An 18817-nucleotide genomic window follows, 5' to 3' on the forward strand; every position below is an offset into this window, starting at 1 on the left:
CGAATTCCGATTATAGGGCCTATGGGCCGTTCTCATCTGGAACGCGGGTGCGTTGCAGTTGGGAGCCTTGCGACTCCGGCCACTCGAGATGGAAGATCGCGCCTTGGCCAGGGCTGCTTGAACCCCAGCTTCGTCCGCCCATGCGTTGCATGGCCTTGCGCACGATTGCGAGGCCGACCCCGGTGCCGGGGTAATCCTCGCTGCGATGCAAGCGTTCGAAAATATCGAAGATGCGATCATGGTGCCGCATGTCGAAGCCGATACCGTTATCGCGGACCCATAGACGGTGACATGCGTTTTCCTTTCGCGACCCGATCTCGATTTCCAGCGGCCTTCCGGCAGCGGCAAATTTCAGCGCGTTGGATAGAAGATTGCGCAGCGCCTGGGTCAGCGCGTTGCGGTCGGCGGTGATCTCGCGTGAAGCGATATTGATCGTGATGTGCGCATCGCGCTGGTCGAGTTCCGCGCGGAATTCCGCGTGAAGGGCCTCGGCGACGCGCGCCACGTCGAGCCGCTCGAAGTTCATCGAGCCCCGTTCGAGTCTCGAGTACTCAAGCAGATCGTCGATCAGGCGTCCCATGTATTCGGTGCCCTCGACGATCTTGCGCAGGTATTCGTGCCCGTCGGCAGAAAGCGCCGAGCTCTCCGTCGATGCGAGCAGCGTGCTGTAGCCATTGATCGCCCGCAGCGGCGACTTGAGGTCGTGGGCGACGGCGTAGGTGAAGGTCTCGAGCTCGCGGTTTGCGTGCTGGAGCGCAGCGTTCGCGCTTTCCAGGTTGTCGCGCGACTCCTCGAGGGCGCGGTACAGCTTCAAGGTGCGGAGCACCGAGCGGAGCTTCGCTTCGAGGATCTCCAGGCCGATCGGCTTGATCAGGTAATCGTCGCCGCCCGCAAGCAATCCTTCGACGAGGTTGCCGTGACTGCCGAGTACGGTCAGGTAGATTACGGGAACCCAGTGCGTGCCGGCGATCTCCTTGATGCGGCGCGTCGTCTCGAAGCCGTTGGGTCCGGGTAGCAGGACATCCATCAGGATGAGGTCCGGATTTTCGCTGCAGAATCGCTCGATCGCCTGGGCGCCGTCACATGCGAGCACAACCCGCTGGCCGAGATGCTCGAGGAGGGCGACGGTCTTCGCGCTTTGAAGCGGGTCGTCTTCAACGAGCAGCACCTTCAAGACGGGCAGTCCTTCTACGGTCATGGTTGTCCAGATTCCGGGTTTTCCGCAACCGCCCGCTGCGCCGCGGCTTTGAGCGCTGCCATGAGGACGGGAAGGCGAGCATGCACTGCCGGGTCGAACTTCGAGTGGCCGAGCCCGCCGGGAAACATCGCTTGCTCCATCTCGCGCGCCGCTGCGCTGACCTCCGGACAGCCGAAGGTAGCTCCGGCGCCCGCGAGGCTATGCACGATCACATGGACGGCCTTTACGGTCTCCTCGTCCTGTCCCAGCTTCGCCAGCGCTTCGTCGAGTGCCCGGATGCGCTCGGGGAGCTGGGCGACGAAAGCTCTTTGGAGGACGGCGATCTTGGCGGCGAGGGGATCGTCTGCCATGGTTCATCCTTCTTGAGTGCGGTGCCAGATGTCTTCTATCCGAGCGGCAAGCGTCATCGGATCGAAGGGCTTTGCGATGACGTCGACAGCCCCCAGCTCCAGATATTCGTCGATTTCCTGCGACTGGACCTTTGCCGTCATGAACACCGCGGGCGTGTCGGCGAGTCCGGGCAGATCGCGCAGCGCGAGCAAGGTCGTCGGCCCGTCCATACCGGGCATCATCACGTCGAGCAGCAGCAGATCTGGCGAAAATTCGGGCGCCTTCGCGACGGCCTCCCGACCCGATTCACACGATTCGAGCGTGAACCCGCCCAGCGTTTCGAGTGCCATCACGGCGATCAGCCGGATGTCGGGCTCGTCTTCAACGTAGAGAATCTTCTTGAGGTTCTTCATGCTCATTTCGCTTCACCGAAGGAAGACTCTGGAAGATATGTGCCCGCAAGGTGCCGAGCAGGCGCGCATTGTCCGTATTCGACTTGACCAGACAGGCCGCGAAATGTTGCGCGTCGCACTGCGAAACGTCGTTTGCCGAAAAGACGACGACGCGCGGCGGCGGGGACTGTGCGGAGATCAGCGGCAGGAGCTCCCACCCCGAACCGTCCGGCAGGGCGAAGTCGAGAATGATCAGATCGTAGACCTGTCCGGTCAGCTTGCGGCGGGCGGTGTCGAGGTCCGGCGCGTGGTCGAAGTCGGCCAGATCCTTCGCAAGCCGGGAGATGAACCGGAAGACGTCCGCATCGTCCTCGACATGCAGGATTCTTTGCCGCCCCGCCGGGCTCTCCGCTTGCCTTTGCCGGGCCGCCGCTGCGCTCATGCTGCGCTGCAGGACCCGTAGCAGCCGTTGCTGGTCGATCGGCTTCTCCAGCCAGTCCGCGACGGCCATTCCACCTCCGACGCGGGCCTTGCCCTCGTCCGCGCGCGCGGAAACGACGACGATGGGCAGGTCGCGAAGCGCTTCCATATCGCGCAACTCCCGGATCAGCGCGATGCCGTCCTGGTCGGGAAGGGCGATGTCGAGGGTCATCGCGTCGTAGCGGTTGCCGGCCAGCATTCGCCTCGCGTGTTCGGCATCGACCGCAATGTCGGCGCGATAGCCCGCCTCCTCGAGCATGTAGCGGATCAGGGCTGCAGCGTCCGGATCGTCTTCGCAGATCAGGATGCGAGAGGCGTCCTCGCCGCCCTTGTCGCCGAAGGGCTCGTTGTCGGGCAGTGCACCCAGTTCGAACCAGAAGCACGCGCCGCTGCTGGAGCTGTCGTATCCGACACGCCCGCCCATGCCTTCGATCAGCGAGCGCGTGATCGCGAGCCCCAGGCCGCTGCCCCCCTTCTGCCGCGTGTCCGAGGCATCGGCCTGGGAAAACTTCTCGAAGATGCGCTCGCGGAAGGCGTCGGGAACGCCAGGGCCGCGGTCACGGACGCTTACCCGCGCCGAGCCGTTGCGTCGCTCCAGCGACACTTCGACTGCGCTCCCTGGGGGCGAGAACTTCGCGGCGTTGGACAACAGGTTGGCAAGGACTTGCGCCAGACGGTCCGGATCTGCGTAAACACTGGCGTCGGCCGGGTCTCCGGTCAGTTCGATCTTGACGCCGAGCTCTTCGGCATACGCGCGATTAGCCTCGATCGCCTGCCGGATCAGCGGCAACAACGGCTGCGCGCCGAGGATGAAACTCATCTTTCCGGACTCGACCTTGTCGATGTCGAGGATGTCGTTGATCAGCCGGACAAGGCGTTCGCTGTTCCGGCTCGCGACGTCGAGAAGCTTTGCTGCCTGCGGCGGCAGTGGGCCCGCAGCCCCGCCCGCTATCAATCCGAGCGAACCTCGGATCGACGTCAACGGCGTGCGCAGCTCGTGGCTGATCGTCGAGATGAATTCCTTCTTGATGCGCTCGGCCTCCTTGCGTGCGCTGATGTCACGCACGATGCCCGTGAAGAATCGACGATCCCGGAGCACGGACTCGCTGACCGAGAGATCCATCGGAAACTTGGTGCCGTCCTTGCGTCGGCCGACGACTTCGCGCCCTGTCCCGATCACGTGGGGCACTCGGGTCGTGATCAGGCGGCGGATATAGCCGTCGTGTTCGCTCCGATACGGCTCCGGCATCAGCATGCTGACGTTGCGGCCGATGACCTCCGCGGGTTCGTAGCCGAAAATGGCGGCGGCGGCGGGATTGAACGACTCGACGAGGCCGCTTTCGTCGATCGTGATGATTCCGTCGTTGGCGGTATTCACGATCGCGCGCAGCCGCTCTTCGTGGCTGCGCAGTGCGTCGACGGCTTCTTCGAGCCGAGTGCGGCCGAATTCCTCCTGCACGAGGTTGCCCAGATCGCGCAGCAGCGAGCGCTCTTCGGCATCGAGCCGGCGCGGCGAGCGGCCGATCAGGCATAGTGTGCCGACGCGGTGACCGTCCAGGCTGGACAGCGGCGCCGCGGCGTAGAAACGGATATTCGGAGGCCCCGTGACGAGGGGGTTGTCAGCGAAGCGCGGGTCGTCCGCGGCGTCGCAAACCTCGAAAATCTCCGGCGTCAGGATGGCATGGCCGCAAAACGAGATGTCGCGCGATGTTTCGGTTACATCGAGGCCCTGGCGCGACTTGAACCACTGGCGATCCTGGTCGATGAGGGTCACCAGCGTGATGGGAATGTCGAAGAGCCGCCGCGCGATCCGCGTGATCCGATCGAAGCGCTCCTCGGGCGGCGTGTCGAGCAAGTCCAGCGCGCGCAGGGCCTCGAGGCGAAGCGATTCGTCGGGCGGAATGGGCGGGACTTGCATCGGGGCTCCCGGTCAGGTCAAGGCGGGGCTGGCGCTCGGGCTATGCTGTTATTGTAGTGCGGGTCCGATGCGAAATGCTTCGCCTTTCTCATCTTGGGTATCAGCGCGCGCGACGCAGCACGCAGCTCACGTAGGCCCGTCCGTCGGGCTGAGTGTTATTGCGCTGAGCGTCGAACATGGTTTCGCCGAGACACTCGAGGACATCATGCAGCGCCTGATGCTGGTCGTCCCGCCGTCGCAGGCAGGCTTCAAACGCGGCGCGCAGCCCGGGGGGCTGGTCGATCGACAATTGCTCGGCGATCGCGAGATGCAGCGACAGGTGGAGGAAGGGGTTGATCTGCCCGTCTTCAGGCGAGAACTCGCGTGCGACCGAATCCGGATCATCGAGCAGCGCATGGTATTCGGGATGGAGCTGGATCAGATCGGTCGCCATGTGCTCGAGCGGCGTCTGTACTTCCTGCGCGCGATACTTGCGCCAGCTTTCGATGAAGAATTTCCGGACTTCATCGCGGGTCGGATTGAACATTGTTCCCTCGGTTGATGATGGGGTCAGGCGGTCTTGTCCCGGAATTCACACAAGTCGCGCACGATGCATTCCGGGCAGCGCGGCTTGCGGGCCGTGCATACGTAACGGCCGTGGAGGATGAGCCAGTGATGGGCGTCGAGCAGATATTCCTCCGGCACCCGTTTCATCAGTGCCTGCTCGACGGCCAATACGTCCTTTCCGGGCGCCAGCCCTGTCCGGTTGGCGACTCGGAAGATATGGGTGTCGACGGCCATCACCGGCTGGCGGAAAACCGTGTTGAGCACGACGTTCGCCGTCTTGCGCCCGACGCCGGGCAGGGCTTCGAGTGCTTCCCGGTCGGCAGGGACTTCGCCGCCGTGGCGTTCCAGCAACTGATGCGACAGCGCGACGACGTTCTTCGCCTTGTTGCGGTAAAGGCCGATCGTCTTGATGTGGTCGGCAACGCCTTCCTCGCCGAGTGTGATCATCTCTTCCGGGGTCGGCGCGGCGGCGAACAGTCCACGCGTCGCGAGATTGACGCTCTTGTCCGTCGCCTGGGCCGACAGCACGACAGCCACCAGCAACTGGAAGGGTGTCCCGAATTCCAGTTCGGTAGTCGGCGCCGGATTCGCCTCAGCGAGCCGGCGGAAGAATTCGCGAATCGCGTCCCGCTTCATCGTCATCGCCGGCTCAAGAGGCGGCCTTGGCAGGGGCGAGGTCGCGGTCGTCCGTTTCGGGGCCGGCGGCTTTGCGTTGTGCCGCCCGGCTGCGGATCCAGTTGGAGAGCGCGATCAGGCATCCGAGCGTGAAGAATGCCCCTGGCGGCAGGATTGCGATCAGGAAGCCCGGGTAGTCCTTGCCGAACACCGGAATGGCCGACGCTCCAGGGATGATCATCTCGATGCCGGCGAACAAGGTGCCGTTGCCCGCGAGCTCGCGTAGCCCGCCGAGCACAGCCAACAGGCAGACAAGGCCCAGGCCCATCATGACGCCGTCGACGGTCGAGGAGAGCGGGTCGTTCTTGGCGGCGAAGGCTTCCACGCGCGCAAGCACGATGCAGTTCGTGACGATCAGCGGGATGAAGATGCCGAGCACCAGATACAGGTCGTGGAAGTAGGCATTGAAGGCCAGGTCGACCATCGTCGTGAGCGACGCGATGATCAGGATGAACACGGGAATGCGGATCTCGTATGGGATGAGATTGCGAAGCGAGGCCACGGCGAGGTTGGACATCGCCATCACCAGCACTGTGGCGAGGCCAAGGCTCGCGGCATTCACGATGCTGGTGCTGATCGCGAGGATCGGACACAGGCCCAGCAACTGGACAAGGCCCGTGTTCTGCCGCCACAGGCCGTTCCAGGCACTTTCACGAAAGCGTTCGAAATTCATCGTGAGAATCCTTCGTCAGAGCGCTGCGCCCGGATGAGCGGCAAACAGAGCGTCACGATGCGCGCCGGCGAACTCCAGCGCCCGTCGCGTGGCGTTCGTTACTGCCCGCGCGCTGATCGTTGCCCCGACGCGATAGGCGAAAGCACCGCCGTCCTTGCCGACCTTCCATTTCTCGGGGCCTGTATCCAGCGACATGCCCGCGAACTGCCCGATCCAGGGCTTGTCCTTATTCCGGTCCTTGCGTGGATCGATGTAGTCACCCAGGCCCGGCGTCTCCTTGTGCGTGACGACCCGCACACCGCTCAGTGTCCCGTCCGCCGCCACCGCGACGACGAGCTGGATCCGTCCGGCGTAGCCATCGGTGGCGATGGTTTCGAGGACGAGACCGGCAGGCGCACCGCCACGTCGCGCGCGATACACGCGCCCGCCCTGATCGAGGCCGAGCTGCGGAGTGGGGCCCAGCGTGACGTAGTCGTCGAGCAACGCGTTATCGTAGGCGGCTGGCGGAAGCACCTCGTTGATCAGCCGCATCTTGCCTTCCTGCGCAGAGGCTTCGATTGCGGGCCGCGTCGCATTGTAGGTCGCGGCCATCGGCGCCGTGAACGCGATCGTGAAGAGCACCAGGATACCCGCGGTCCGTGCGGAGGTCCGACCCGCGGAGTACCGTTCGCTCATCGCGCCTTGTCCTCGCGGTGGCCGAATACCGGCGGTTGCGTCTTCATGTCGATCAGCGGAACGCAGATGTTCATCAGCAGGACCGCGAAGGCGATCCCGTCCGGGAAAGCACCGAACGCGCGGATCAGATAGGTCAGGATCGCGATGCCAGCGGCAAAGATCAGTTTCCCGCGCGGTGTGGTCGCACCGGAGACCGGGTCCGTCACAATGAAGAAGGCCGCCAGCATCGTGCCGCCACTCGCCAGATGGAAGAGCGGAGACGGGAAGTGTCCCGGATTGGCGAGCCAGAACATGCTGGAAATGAGCGCCAGCGTCGCGAGGAAGGCGACCGGCATGTGCCAGGTGATGATCCGTCGAGCCAGCAGAAAGAGCCCGCCGACCAAGTACCCGAGGGGGAGCCATTCCCATCCACGGCTTCCAAAATGGCCGAAGGCCTTATCGGAAAGAATCGTGGCAACGGTACCGCCGCCCGAGCGCAGGCCCGTACGCATCGCATCGAGCGCCGTCGCGCCGGCGATCGCATCGACCTGACGCTGGTCGCCCAGCACCAGATGGAGCTGAGTCGCGAAATCGAGCTGTCCGACGCCTGGCCACTGGGACATCAACGACGGAAACGCCACGATCATCGCGCAAAAGGCCACCATCGCCGGATTGAACGGGTTCTGTCCCAATCCGCCATAAAGCTGTTTGACCGCGACAATGGCGATCAGCACCCCGAGAACGGTCGCCCACCAGGGCAGGATGGGCGGAAAACTCAGCACGACCAGCCAGGCTGTCACCACCGCTGACAGATCAGATAAAGCGGGGGCGAGTGGCCGTGCGCGAACCTTGAGCACCAGGGCTTCGCCGACGAGTGCGGTGATCGTCGCCAGCAGCAGATTTACCAGCACGATGACGCCCACCTGCCAGACGTAGAGCGCGATGGCCGGGAGCAGGGCAAGCAGCACGGCGAGCATCACGCTCGTGACGCTGGCCGGTTTGCGAACGTAAGGGGATTGCATCATGTCAGGAGGCCGGACTCGTGTCCTGCGGCTTTGATTTTTCTTCGCGGCGAGCATCGATCTCCGCGATCTTGGCCTGGGTCTCGGGGTTCAGATCGGCAGTGTTGCGCGGCGCTATTGCGGCTTTTTGTTGCTTGGCACGCGCCAACGCAGCAGCAATCAAGGCCTTCTTCGGATCCTCGGCTTCCACAGCAGGCGTTTCTGCCTGCTGCGGCGCCTCTGTCAGCTTTGCCTGAATTTCTGCTGCCTTGGCCGCGAGTTTCGCCGCCTTTTCCTCTTTGTCGCGCTGCTGGCGGAAATTGCGGAACTCGAAACGGTCTCGCGCCTGGTCGGCTGCCGTCGTGTTTCGTTCGCGTGCCCAGATATCGCTCTTCGCAAAGCGGAAATAGTCGACGAGCGGGATGTGCGAAGGGCAAACGTAGGCGCAACAGCCGCATTCGATGCAGTCGAACAAGTGGTACTCCTGCGCTTTGCCGAAATTCTTCGAACGCGAAAACCAATACAGCTCGAACGGCTGCAGGTCGGCGGGGCAGGCGCGGGAACACTCCCCGCAGCGGATGCAGGGCAGTTCCGGCGGCGGAGGCGGGAACAGGGAAGGCGAGGCGGCAATGATACAGTTGGCGCCCTTGGTGATCGGCACAGCCGCGCTCGCCAACGCAAACCCCATCATCGGACCGCCCATGATGTAGCGGTCCGTATCGACCTTCGGAGCGGCAAGCGCGAGTAGTTCGTCGACTGGCGTGCCGAGCAGCACTTCGTGGTTGCCCGGCTTCGCGACATTGCCCGTCAGGGTCACGATACGCGCAAGGAGCGCCTCGCCGTGGTGGATCGCGCGATGCACCGCATAGGCCGTGCCGACGTTGAAGCATTGCACGCCGAACTCCGGTCCCAGCTTGCCATGCGGGATCTCGATGCCGGTCAGCACGCGGATAAGCTGCTTTTCCCCGCCCGCAGGATACAGCGTCGGCACGGGAACGATTTCGACACCGTCGGCGCCCCCCGGCGCATCCCGCATCGCCGAGATCGCCTCCGGCTTGTTGTCCTCGACACCGACCAGGACTCGACGCGCGCCGATTAGATCCCGCAGGATCATCGCGCCGGACAGCACCTGCGTCGCGCGCTCGCGCATCAGACGATCATCGCAGGTGATCCAAGGCTCGCATTCGGCGCCATTGATCACCAAGGTGTCGATGCCCGTTCCCTTGCCAAGCTTGACGTGCGTTGGGAAGGTGGCGCCCCCGAGCCCGGCGATACCGCAGCCGCGAAGATAGGCCAGGGTCGCGTCGCGCGAATTGCCGTGATAGTCGAAGGCAGCATGATCGATCCAGCGGTCTTCGCCGTCCGGCTCGATCACCACCGACAGCGCGCTCAGACCCGAGGCGTGAGCCATCGGATGCTCGCCGATCTCGAGCACGGTGCCGGAGGTCGAGGCGTGAACGCTCGTGCCGAGCAGGCCTTCGCCCTCGCCGATAGGTTCGCCTTTCAGCACCTTCTGGCCCGGTTCGACGAGGCAGCGCGCCCCTGAACGAGGATTTTGGCGCAAGGGAATCACGAGACGCCGCGGCATTGGCGCCGCAGTGATCGGCGCGCTGGCGGACTCCGTCTTGTGGGACTCGGGCTTCACGCCCCCCCTGAAACCGAAGAGACGGCCGATCATGCTGCGGGCCTCAATTCGATCACCGGATACTTCCATTTCCAATTTTCGACCGTTTCGCGCACCGGCTCCATGGAGATGCAGTCGACAGGGCAGGGCGCCACGCACAGTTCACAGCCCGTGCACAGCGGGTCGACGACGGTATGCATCTGCTTTGCTGCGCCGACGATCGCATCCACCGGGCAGGCCTGCATGCACAGCGTGCAACCGATGCACAACTGCTCGTCGATCAGCGCGACGGCTTTGGGCTTTTCGACGCCATGTTCTGCCGACAGCGGTTTGAAATCCCGTCCCAGCAGGTCCGCGAGCTTGCGGATACCTTCCTCGCCGCCCGGCGGGCATTGGTTGATATCCGCCTCGCCGTTCGAAATCGCCTGCGCATAGGGCTTGCAGCCCGGATAGCCGCACTGGCCGCACTGCGTTTGCGGGAGGATCGCATCGATCTTTTCGACCAGCGGGTCACCCTCGACCTTGAAACGGATCGAGGCGTAGCCAAGTGCTGCACCCAGCACGATGGCGATCCCGGTCATCACGAGAATGGAGGTCAGCATTGTGTCGGCGCTAAGGGCGCGATTGCCGATACGCTCGGGCCGGTCGGCAGGTTCGCGGGGCAGTCCTGCATTACTGGAAACGATCCATGCCGGCGAAGCCCATGAACGCAAGGCTCATGAAGCCGGCCGTGATCATGGCAATCGCAGTGCCACGGAAGGGGCCGGGTACGTCGGCGCCGTCGAGTCGCTCGCGGATCCCGGCGAAGAGCACCAATGCCATCGTAAATCCGACTGATGATCCGAAGCCGAACAGAAGAGATTGCAGCAGATTGTGCTTCAGGCCCACATTGAGCAGCGGGATTCCGAGCACGGCACAGTTGGTCGTGATCAGGGGCAGATAAATGCCCAGCACCTGATGCAGCACCGGGCTGGTCTTCTGGATCACCAGTTCCGTGAGCTGCACGATCGCCGCGATCACCACGATGAAGGCCAGCGTGCGCAGGTAGCCGAGGTCGAAGGCCTGCAGCAGATAGGTGTCGATCAGGTAGCTGGTGCCGCAAGCGAGCGTCAGTACGAAAGTCGTCGCGGCACCCATGCCGATCGCGGTATCCAGCTTCTTGGATACCCCCATGAACGGGCACAGCCCGAGGATCCGGACCAGGACGACGTTATTGACGAGTACCGCGCCGAGGACGAGAAGAATGTAGCTGCTCATGATCCGGTGCCGGAGAATCCTGCAATTATCGCCCGTGCGCCGCCGTCAGCTCAAGGCTTGGTCATGCGCGGGGGCTTGCCACAGCGGCCTGCTGCGGGCGTCACGCGGATCTTGTCGCGTGAGCATCATTGGTCGCGCGTACGCATTCGACAACGAGCGCCCCACCCCGATAGATCAATCCGCTATAGACCTGAACGAGAGCCGCGCCGGCATCGATCTTGGCCTGCGCGGCGCGCCCGTCGAGTACGCCGCCGGCGGCGATAATCGGCAGCTCGCCGGCCAGTGCCTGAGCGAGCTGGCTCACCACTGCGGTAGACGCCTCGAATACCGGCGCCCCGGAGAGCCCGCCCTGCTGTTCCGCGTAGCGTACACCCTGCACCTTATCGCGCGAAATCGTGGTGTTGGTTGCGATCACGCCGTCGATGCGGTGGCGCCGTAAGGCATCGGCGATGTTGGTGATCTGCGCTGGTTCGAGATCCGGCGCGATCTTGAGCGTCAGCGGCACGTAGCGGCCATGACGGTCCGCGAGCGCCTGCTGGCGCGCCTTCAGTTGGCCCAGCAGGTCGTCGAGCTCCGATGCGCCCTGCAGTTGCCGCAGATTCTTCGTATTGGGCGACGAGATATTGACCGTGACGTAGCTTGCCAGCGGGTACACCTTGTCGAGACAGGCGAGGTAGTCGTCGGCTGCGCGTTCGATCGGCGTGTCGAAGTTCTTGCCAATATTGATGCCGAGGATTCCGCGGAACTTCGCCTGCCGCACATTGGCGACCAGTGCGTCGACGCCGTGGTTGTTAAAGCCCATCCGGTTGATGATCCCGCGCACCTCGGGGAGCCGGAAGAGGCGCGGTCGTGGATTTCCGGGTTGCGGACGCGGCGTCACTGTGCCGATCTCGAGGAAGCCGAACCCGAATCGCGCCAGGCCGTCGATGGCCTCGCCGTTCTTGTCCAGACCGGCCGCGAGGCCGATGCGATTGGGGAAGTTCAGTCCCATTGCCTGAACGGGTTCGGCGGCGAGCGGCGTTGCCGCTGGCAGCAGGCGGCCGGCAAGGTGCAGGGCGGCTAGGGAAAATTCGTGCGCAGTTTCCGCATCGAGCGAAAACAGGATAGGGCGGGCGATGTCGTAGAGCATCGCGGGATTTTACCGATTTGGGGCGGCGTCTGCCCTGCGGATTTCACGATGGACAGTGTTCCCGGCAGAAAGGGATTCAGCCGGCGGTCGAATCGCGTTCCGGATCGAGCAGGATCCATTCTCCTCGGATGCGTCCTTCCAATGGCCGGAAGCGGATCTTGTACGCCATCTTGCGGCTCTCCTTGATCCAGTAACCGAGGTACAGATAGGGCAGGCCGAGCCGGCGGCATACCTCGATCTGCCAAAGCACGCCATAGGTCCCGTACCCCGCCGGATGATCGTCCGGGTCGTAGAAGGTATACACGCTCGACAACCCGTCAGTCAGCCGGTCGATCACGCTCACCATCCGCAACAAGCCGGCACTGTCGCGGAATTCGACGAGGCGCGTGTCCACTTGGCTTTGCAGCAGGAAGTGCGTGTATTGCTCCCTGTTGTCCTGGTCCATGCCCCCGCCGGCGTGACGGGTGCCTTGGTAACGCTGGTAGAGGGCGTAATGCTCCTCCGAGAACTGCAACTCCCGCTCCGCGGCCTGCAGTCCCGCGAGTCGCTTCCAGGTGCGCCGTTGGCTGCGGTCCGGCGTGAATTCCTCGACCGGCACTCGCACCGGCACGCAGGCGCGGCATTCGTCGCAGTAAGGCCGGTAGGTGAACATGCCGCTGCGGCGGAAGCCGTTTCGCACGAGTTCGCTATATACATGCGAATCGATCAAGTGCCCGGGCGTTGCAACCTGGGAGCGGGCGAACCGCTCGGGCAGATAGGAACACGCGTACGGCGCTGTCGCGTAGAACTGGATGAGAGCGTAGGGGTAATCCTTCTGCATCGCAGTCGGTTCAGAAGACGACCCGCGGATCGGTCGCAGGCCAGCGACTTGGCGCAGGGCCCTCGCCGGTCCAGACCGCGAGTCCGGACGCGAATTCGCTGCGCGCAATTTCACGCGCGCCGAGCGAGAGCAGGTGCGAAGTCGTCATCTGGCAGTCGATCACGGCAAATCCCAGCAGATCCAGGTATCGGGCGAGGTGCGCCAGCGCGACTTTCGAGGCATCGTTCCGGCGGCTGAACATCGATTCCCCGTAGAAGACTCTTCCCAAGGCGATCCCGTACAAGCCGCCGACAAGCTGGTCACCGTCCCACGATTCGACACTGTGAGCGTAACCGAGTTCGTGCATCCTCACATAGGCCCGTTGCATCTCGGATGTGATCCAAGTCCCGCCGCCGGGCTCTCGCGGTTCGGCGCAGGCCGCCATGACGTCGGCGAAAGCCGTGTCGAAACGGACCTTGAAGCGACCTTGGCGCAGCGTCCGCCGCAAGCTGCGGGAGACGTGAATTTCGGAAGGAAGCAGCACGAGGCGGGGATCCGGGCTCCACCACAGGATCGGTTCGCCGGGGCAGAACCAGGGAAAGACCCCTTGGCGGTAGGCCACGAGCAGCCACTCCGGCGTCAAGGCGCCGCCAGCCGCGAGCAGGCCGTTCGGTTCGGCAAGGGCTTGCGAGACAGGGGGGAACTCGGGCGCTTCCGACAGCCAGGGGATCATCGCGCAACTGACGCCTCTTCGCGTTCGGGGCGCAGAGGCGCGGCAGCGGAATGTGCGCCGGGAAACGTCACTACGTGGTCAACGTCCAGGCGGATCCCGATTCGCTCCCCGATGGCGTGATTGTGATGGCTCGGTACCAGCGATAGCACCCGGGCGCCGCTGTCGAGACGCAACGTGTAGAGGATCTCTGCGCCGCGGAAGGCCTTGTGGACGACTTCGGCCTTCATATCGCTCGAATCGTCATGAACGACGTCATCAGGACGCAACAGCACGTCGACCCAGCATTCCTCGCCGGGGCACTGATCGTCCCCAGGGCAGCATTCGACCGGAATCGCGCTGTTGAGCGTGCCGAGTTCGACGCGGACCTGATGATGGCTGATCACCCGCCCGGACAGGAAGACGCCTTGTCCGATGAAATCCGCCACGAAACGATTGGCCGGCCGATGGTAGAGGTTGTAGGGCGCGTCCCACTGTTGGATGCACCCCTCGTGCATGATCCCGATCTCGTCGGCCACGGCGAAGGCTTCGTTCTGATCGTGGGTGACGAGGATCGCGGTCGTCTGCGTTGCCTGGATGATGTCGCGCACCTCATACGACAGGCGTTCTCGCAGTTCCACATCGAGGTTGGAGAAAGGTTCGTCGAGCAGCAGCAGGCTGGGGCGCGGCGCCAGCGCGCGCGCCAGCGCAACGCGCTGCTGCTGTCCACCCGACAACTCGTGCGGGTACTTGTTGGCTTGGTCCTGCAGGCCCACCACCCGCAGCAGCTCGGCCACCCGTTTGTTGCGCTGCCCGCGATCCATCGCACGCAATCCAAAGCCTACGTTCTGCGTAACGGTGAGATGCGGGAACAGCGCGTAGTCCTGGAACACCATGCCGATCCGACGCTTTTCGGGCGGAACGTGCTGCCCCGGGCGGCTCACGACCGCGCCATCGAGGCGAATCTCGCCCCCGCTCACGCGTTCAAACCCTGCGATGCTCCGTAACACGGTCGTTTTACCGCACCCGGACGGCCCCAGCAGGCAGCCGATGCTCCCCTTTTCCAGTCGCATCGATAGCCCGCGAACAACGCGTTGAGTGCCGTAAGCAAGGTCGATTCCTGCGAGCTCTAGATGCGACATGGCGGGGCATATATCAGGATGTCGGGATGCTCGCCATTATTGCATCGCAGTAATCGAAATGCGATCCATTATAATTTTCCGCTGTATCGCGGCGGGACAACTCGCGCGACGTCATGGATCGGGAGTGATATGCATTTTGGAGAAGGGCTGGAGAGGCTGCTGAAGGACAGGTCGACGCTGACCGGCTGTGCTCTGCTGATCGCTCTTCTGATCGCGATGCCGGTGTTGTCCGTCTTCTCGAACGTATTCGTGGGCGGCACGGGTGGCACCTGGGCGCACCTGGCGAGCACGGTTCTGCCCGAGTTCGTTCGCAATTCGCTGATTCTGTGCGTCGGGGTCGGCCTCGGGGTTTCAAGTATCGGCATCACGACCGCATGGCTCACGACCATGCTCGAATTCCCCGGGCGGCGCTTCTTCGAGTGGGCTCTGGTGCTCCCGCTGGCGGTGCCGGCCTATGTGATGGCCTACGTCTATACGGACTTCCTGCAATTCGTCGGGCCGCTGCAAAATTGGCTTCGCGCGGCCTTCGGCTGGAAGGCAGGCCAGTACTGGTTTCCGGACGTACGTACGACCGGCGGCGCGGTCGCGATGTTCATGTTCGTGCTTTACCCCTACGTCTACCTCCTTGCCCGCACGGCCTTCCTCGAGCGAGCCGCGGGAATGCTCGAGGCCGGGCGTTCGCTCGGCCTCGGCGCATGGGGATGTTTCTTTCGCGTCTCGCTCCCCCTCGCTCGCCCCGCCGTCGTCGCCGGCTCGGCGCTGGCGCTGATGGAGACGCTGGCTGACTTCGGCACGGTTTCCTACTTCGGAGTCCAGACATTTACCACCGGGATCTACCGTGCGTGGTTCTCGCTCGGCGACCGCGTCGCTGCGGCACAACTCTCGGCAATGCTGCTCGCCATTGTCGTCCTCGTTCTCGTCGTAGAACACGCCAGCCGCGGTCGCGCCCGTTACGGCAATACGTCGCGCCAGCAGGCACTGCCGACACCTGTGCGACTGTCCCTGTTGCCGGGCCTGCTCGCGGCCGTCGCCTGCGCTCTGCCCTTGCTGCTCGGCTTCGTGCTGCCGGCCGGACTGCTGCTCAAGATGGCGCTCGCCGAGGGCGACTCTCAGTTCGGCGCGCGTTTCTTCGCACTCGCGCGCAATAGTTTTTTCCTCGCTTCCCTTACGGCACTGGCGGCCGTCGCGTTTGCGGTGGTGCTCGGTTACGCCGCGCGGCTTGCCCGCTCGCGCTTTCCCCATCTCCTGAATCGCGTCGTCGGACTGGGATACGCGGTCCCGGGCTCCGTGATTGCCGTCGGCGTACTGATCCCCGTCACACGGCTGGACAACGTGCTGGCAGCCTGGTGGGAGGCGAGTTTCGGCGTCAATCCGGGTCTGATCCTGACCGGTGGCGTCGCGGCGCTCGTCTATGCGTACCTGACGCGTTTCCTTTCGGTTGCGCTTCATACCGTTGAATCCAGCCTCGGGAAGATCACGGTTTCGATGGATGATGCGGCGCGCTGCCTCGGTTTCGGAAAATGGAGTACGCTGCGCCGTGTGCACGTCCCGATCCTGCGCGGCAGCCTGCTCACGGCCGGATTGCTCGTTTTCGTCGACGTAATGAAGGAGCTGCCCGCGACGCTCGTGATGCGCCCCTTCAACCTCGACACGCTGGCCACACAGGCGCACACGCTGGCGGCAGATGAGCGTTTGGCGGAGGCATCCACTGCGGCTTTGACTATCGTCTTGGTCGGGCTGTTGCCGATGTTCGTCATCTCGCGCCAGATAGCGCGCGGTAGGCGGCGGACATATGAAGAGACCGAAGTCTGAGCGGCGTCATGCCTGCCCAGCTGCTCAACCGACTGCAAATTTTGGAGTACGATGAAAATCCTGCTGTGGTGTGACGATCTCATGAATCGCTTCAGGCTCGAAGCAGCCTGGAAGACTGCCGGTGCAACCGTCCTCAAGAAGAATACGACCGAGGTCCCGGACCTGGTGGTTATCGATCTGCAGGTGCGAAGGGCCTGCGAGCATATTGCGCAACTGAGGCAGAAATACACTCAGGCTGGCATCATCGCCTTCGGACCGCATTTCGATGCCGAAGCTTTCGAGGCGGCGAAGGCGGCCGGCGCGACAGAGATCGCGGCGCAGGGCTCAATCGTCGAACGCGTCATGCGACGCCTGCGCGAATGAATAAGGCCTGCGAATCGCTGTAAAGGCGAGCATCGCAGAGAAAAATTGCCGAAAATTGCCTTGAAAATGGGGCCGCCACGGCCCAATGATGGGATAATCCCGCCATGAATGCACCGCAACCGACCTCTCCCCGTCGTCGCCTGCAGGAACTGCTCGCCATTCCCGATGGCCAGCGTACCGACGAAGAGTGGGACGAACTCAACGAACTCGAAATCAGCCTCGCTCCCGGCAACCGGGAAGGAGCCCCGGACCCCAACTTGCGGCGTCCGACGCCGTCGACCGGGCTGGGCCAGCAGCAGAAGCGAAGCCGTAATCAGCGAAGCGGTGGGCAACCGCCACAACAGCAGAAGGTCGGCGGGCAAAAGCAACCCAAGCCGCAGCAACAGCCGAAACCGCCTGCACCGATCGTCTCCGCCAAGCCTGCGGAGGAAGGGCAGGCCAAGAAGCCGGCCCGCAAGTTCCGCAAGCGTTCTTCCAAGCCGAAAACCGAGGCCGGACCGAGCTCGGCTCCGGCCGCGGAAGGTCAGTAATTCGTCTCCCTGGGCGCTTTGTTCGCGCCTTGAACGGAAAAAGCCCCTCCGGCGTTCCGCGTCGGAGGGGCTTTTCGATTGGATGGCGCCGAAAGTCGTTTAACGGAATCCCGCGCGATCGTAGATGCGTTGCGCTTCGGCTGCCGTCTTAGCTAGTTCGCCGACTGGCAGGGCATCCGCCTTGAACGCTCCCAACTTGTCGAGGGCCGGATTGTTCACCTTCACGCCCGCCACGACGGGCCACTCGTTGTTGCCGTTTGCAAAGTACGCCTGAGCCTCGTCCGACGCCAGGTACTCGAGGAATTTGACGGCGGCACCCTTGTTCGGAGCGGTCTTCAGCATCCCCGCGCCGGATACGTTGATGTGTGTGCCCCAGCTCTTCTGGTTCGGCCAGACAGTGCCGATCCTTTCAACGATCTCTTTATCCTCGGGCTTGCTCGAATTCATGATCCGAGCGAGGTAGTAGGTGTTCGCGATCGCAACGCCGCATTCGCCCGCCGCCACGGCCTTGATTTGGTCCGTATCGCCGCCCTTCGGTGCGCGTGCAAAGTTCGCCACCACGTTACGCGCCCAGTTTTCCGTCGCTTCGGCGCCGTCGTGACGGACCAGCGCCGCACCGAGCGAAAGATTGTAAGGGTGGCTGCCCGACCGCGTGCACACCTTGCCCTTCAGCGCCGGGTCCGCAAGGTTTTCGTAGGTCTGGACCTGCTCCGGCTTCACCATGTCCTTGTTGTAAACGATCACGCGTGCACGGGTCGAGTACGAGAACCAACGCTCCGTGCGCAGATGCGCCGGAATTCGCTCTTCCAGCACTTTCGACTTGACCGGTGCGAAGATGCCGAGCTCGTCGGCCTTCGCCAGCCGCGCTGCATCCACCGTGATGAAGACGTCCGCCGGGCTGTTCGCCCCTTCGTTGCGCACACGCTCCAGAAGCTCGTCTTCTTTCGCTTCGATTCGGTTGATCTTGATGCCGGTCTGCTTCGTGAAATTCGAATACAGGGCTTCGTCGGTCTGATAGTGCCGCGCGGAGTAGAGGTTGAGCTCGGTGTCGGCGGCGCCGGCCTGCACGGCGCAGAGGCTTAGGGCGGTTGCGATCGAGGTTGCGAGGACGGTCTTCATCATGTGCGTTCCTGATGCAGGGTGGGTGATGGCGAAATACTAACGAGAACGGTTCCTACTTGCAAACAATTCTTATTGTTGGCAACATGCGTGAGAACGATTCGCAATAACCGCGAAAGAGGGCTACATGAACGCATTACTCGTCGGTGCCGACCGGCTGGGCAACATCCCGGACGTTCTTTCTGAATTCGGAATCCGCATAGCCGCCCACGTCAGCGGGCGCGAGACCGCGCATCAGCGACGCAGCGCGCCTCTTCCGACGGGTATCGGAATGGTGATCCTGTTCACCGATTTCATCGGCCACAATGTGATGCAGCGATTCCGCGACGCTGCGAGTCGCGAGGGGATCGACTTCGTGTGCTGCCGTCGTTCCGTCTGCGCGCTACAGCAGGCGCTCGGCAAGCGGATCGATCGGCGGAATTGCGCCGGGTGCGCCGCGCGCTGCCGTGGCAACTGAGCGCGCCGG

At 63.5% G+C, this 18817-nt stretch carries 21 protein-coding genes; 4 read left to right on the forward strand and 17 right to left on the reverse strand.

Going from position 1 to position 18817, the window contains the following annotated elements:
* Positions 1 to 19: 19 nt before the first annotated feature.
* From VJ673_RS17495 to VJ673_RS17570, 16 genes are all read right to left on the reverse strand, one after another.
* Positions 20 to 1198, reverse strand: coding sequence for a hybrid sensor histidine kinase/response regulator (locus tag VJ673_RS17495; RefSeq protein WP_324127439.1), 1179 nt, complete (start codon positions 1196 to 1198; stop codon positions 20 to 22).
* The gene (locus tag VJ673_RS17500; RefSeq protein WP_324127440.1) at positions 1195 to 1548 is read right to left on the reverse strand and encodes an Hpt domain-containing protein; all 354 of its coding nucleotides are present in this window, start codon (positions 1546 to 1548) and stop codon (positions 1195 to 1197) included. The genes VJ673_RS17495 and VJ673_RS17500 overlap by 4 nt, the downstream gene beginning before the upstream one ends.
* A 3-nt stretch (positions 1549 to 1551) precedes the next feature.
* Positions 1552 to 1947 (reverse strand): response regulator, encoded by a 396-nt coding sequence (locus VJ673_RS17505; protein ID WP_324127441.1) that lies wholly within the window; start codon positions 1945 to 1947, stop codon positions 1552 to 1554.
* On the reverse strand, positions 1910 to 4318 hold the full coding sequence (locus tag VJ673_RS17510) for a PAS domain S-box protein (protein WP_324127442.1): 2409 nt from the start codon (positions 4316 to 4318) through the stop codon (positions 1910 to 1912). The genes VJ673_RS17505 and VJ673_RS17510 overlap by 38 nt, the downstream gene beginning before the upstream one ends.
* A gap of 100 nt (positions 4319 to 4418) precedes the next feature.
* On the reverse strand, positions 4419 to 4844 hold the full coding sequence (locus VJ673_RS17515; protein ID WP_324127443.1) for a DUF1841 family protein: 426 nt from the start codon (positions 4842 to 4844) through the stop codon (positions 4419 to 4421).
* Between the two features lie 23 nt (positions 4845 to 4867).
* Positions 4868 to 5500, reverse strand: coding sequence for an endonuclease III (gene nth, locus VJ673_RS17520; RefSeq protein WP_324127474.1), 633 nt, complete (start codon positions 5498 to 5500; stop codon positions 4868 to 4870).
* A 13-nt stretch (positions 5501 to 5513) separates the two neighbouring features.
* Complete coding sequence (locus VJ673_RS17525) at positions 5514 to 6212, reverse strand: electron transport complex subunit E (RefSeq protein ID WP_324127444.1); 699 nt, start codon at positions 6210 to 6212, stop codon at positions 5514 to 5516.
* Between the two features lie 15 nt (positions 6213 to 6227).
* Positions 6228 to 6887 (reverse strand): RnfABCDGE type electron transport complex subunit G, encoded by a 660-nt coding sequence (locus VJ673_RS17530; protein ID WP_324127445.1) that lies wholly within the window; start codon positions 6885 to 6887, stop codon positions 6228 to 6230.
* Entirely contained in the window at positions 6884 to 7891 is a 1008-nt protein-coding gene (locus VJ673_RS17535) for an RnfABCDGE type electron transport complex subunit D (RefSeq protein WP_324127475.1), read from the reverse strand. Before VJ673_RS17535 ends, VJ673_RS17530 begins: the two co-directional genes overlap by 4 nt.
* 1 nt (position 7892) lies before the next feature.
* Positions 7893 to 9545: an electron transport complex subunit RsxC gene (gene rsxC / locus VJ673_RS17540; protein WP_324127446.1), complete on the reverse strand. Its 1653-nt coding sequence runs from the start codon at positions 9543 to 9545 to the stop codon at positions 7893 to 7895.
* A complete protein-coding gene (gene rsxB / locus VJ673_RS17545) occupies positions 9542 to 10093 on the reverse strand; it encodes an electron transport complex subunit RsxB (RefSeq protein ID WP_324127447.1) in 552 nt (183 codons plus the stop codon). Before rsxB ends, rsxC begins: the two co-directional genes overlap by 4 nt.
* Positions 10094 to 10163: 70 nt before the next feature.
* Positions 10164 to 10748 carry an electron transport complex subunit RsxA gene (gene rsxA / locus VJ673_RS17550; protein WP_324127448.1) on the reverse strand — a complete coding sequence of 195 codons (585 nt, stop codon included), beginning with the start codon at positions 10746 to 10748 and terminating at the stop codon, positions 10164 to 10166.
* 100 nt (positions 10749 to 10848) lie between these two features.
* Positions 10849 to 11877 carry a quinone-dependent dihydroorotate dehydrogenase gene (locus VJ673_RS17555; RefSeq protein ID WP_324127449.1) on the reverse strand — a complete coding sequence of 343 codons (1029 nt, stop codon included), beginning with the start codon at positions 11875 to 11877 and terminating at the stop codon, positions 10849 to 10851.
* 76 nt (positions 11878 to 11953) lie between these two features.
* Complete coding sequence (locus tag VJ673_RS17560) at positions 11954 to 12697, reverse strand: arginyltransferase (protein WP_324127450.1); 744 nt, start codon at positions 12695 to 12697, stop codon at positions 11954 to 11956.
* 10 nt (positions 12698 to 12707) lie between these two features.
* Positions 12708 to 13409: a leucyl/phenylalanyl-tRNA--protein transferase gene (gene aat / locus VJ673_RS17565; RefSeq protein WP_324127451.1), complete on the reverse strand. Its 702-nt coding sequence runs from the start codon at positions 13407 to 13409 to the stop codon at positions 12708 to 12710.
* Entirely contained in the window at positions 13406 to 14527 is a 1122-nt protein-coding gene (locus VJ673_RS17570; RefSeq protein WP_324127452.1) for an ABC transporter ATP-binding protein, read from the reverse strand. The genes aat and VJ673_RS17570 overlap by 4 nt, the downstream gene beginning before the upstream one ends.
* 129 nt (positions 14528 to 14656) lie before the next feature.
* On the opposite strand from VJ673_RS17570, the gene VJ673_RS17575 reads away from it, so the two are divergent.
* The 3 genes from VJ673_RS17575 (at position 14657) to VJ673_RS17585 (ending at position 17232) form a co-directional block, all read left to right on the forward strand.
* On the forward strand, positions 14657 to 16339 hold the full coding sequence (locus VJ673_RS17575) for an ABC transporter permease (RefSeq protein ID WP_324127453.1): 1683 nt from the start codon (positions 14657 to 14659) through the stop codon (positions 16337 to 16339).
* Positions 16340 to 16390: 51 nt separating this feature from the next.
* The gene (locus VJ673_RS17580; protein ID WP_324127454.1) at positions 16391 to 16702 is read left to right on the forward strand and encodes a hypothetical protein; all 312 of its coding nucleotides are present in this window, start codon (positions 16391 to 16393) and stop codon (positions 16700 to 16702) included.
* Positions 16703 to 16806: 104 nt separating this feature from the next.
* Positions 16807 to 17232, forward strand: a complete 426-nt coding sequence (locus VJ673_RS17585; protein ID WP_324127455.1) for a hypothetical protein — start codon at positions 16807 to 16809, stop codon at positions 17230 to 17232.
* Positions 17233 to 17331: 99 nt separating this feature from the next.
* Here VJ673_RS17585 and VJ673_RS17590 read toward each other — a convergent pair whose 3' ends face one another.
* Positions 17332 to 18351: a Fe(3+) ABC transporter substrate-binding protein gene (locus VJ673_RS17590; RefSeq protein ID WP_491700807.1), complete on the reverse strand. Its 1020-nt coding sequence runs from the start codon at positions 18349 to 18351 to the stop codon at positions 17332 to 17334.
* Between the two features lie 127 nt (positions 18352 to 18478).
* On the opposite strand from VJ673_RS17590, the gene VJ673_RS17595 reads away from it, so the two are divergent.
* Positions 18479 to 18808 carry a DUF2325 domain-containing protein gene (locus VJ673_RS17595; RefSeq protein WP_324127457.1) on the forward strand — a complete coding sequence of 110 codons (330 nt, stop codon included), beginning with the start codon at positions 18479 to 18481 and terminating at the stop codon, positions 18806 to 18808.
* The last annotated feature ends 9 nt before the right edge of the window (positions 18809 to 18817 follow it).

The sequence above is a fragment of the Aromatoleum sp. genome, from assembly GCF_035254505.1.
Lineage (GTDB): Bacteria > Pseudomonadota > Gammaproteobacteria > Burkholderiales > Rhodocyclaceae > Aromatoleum.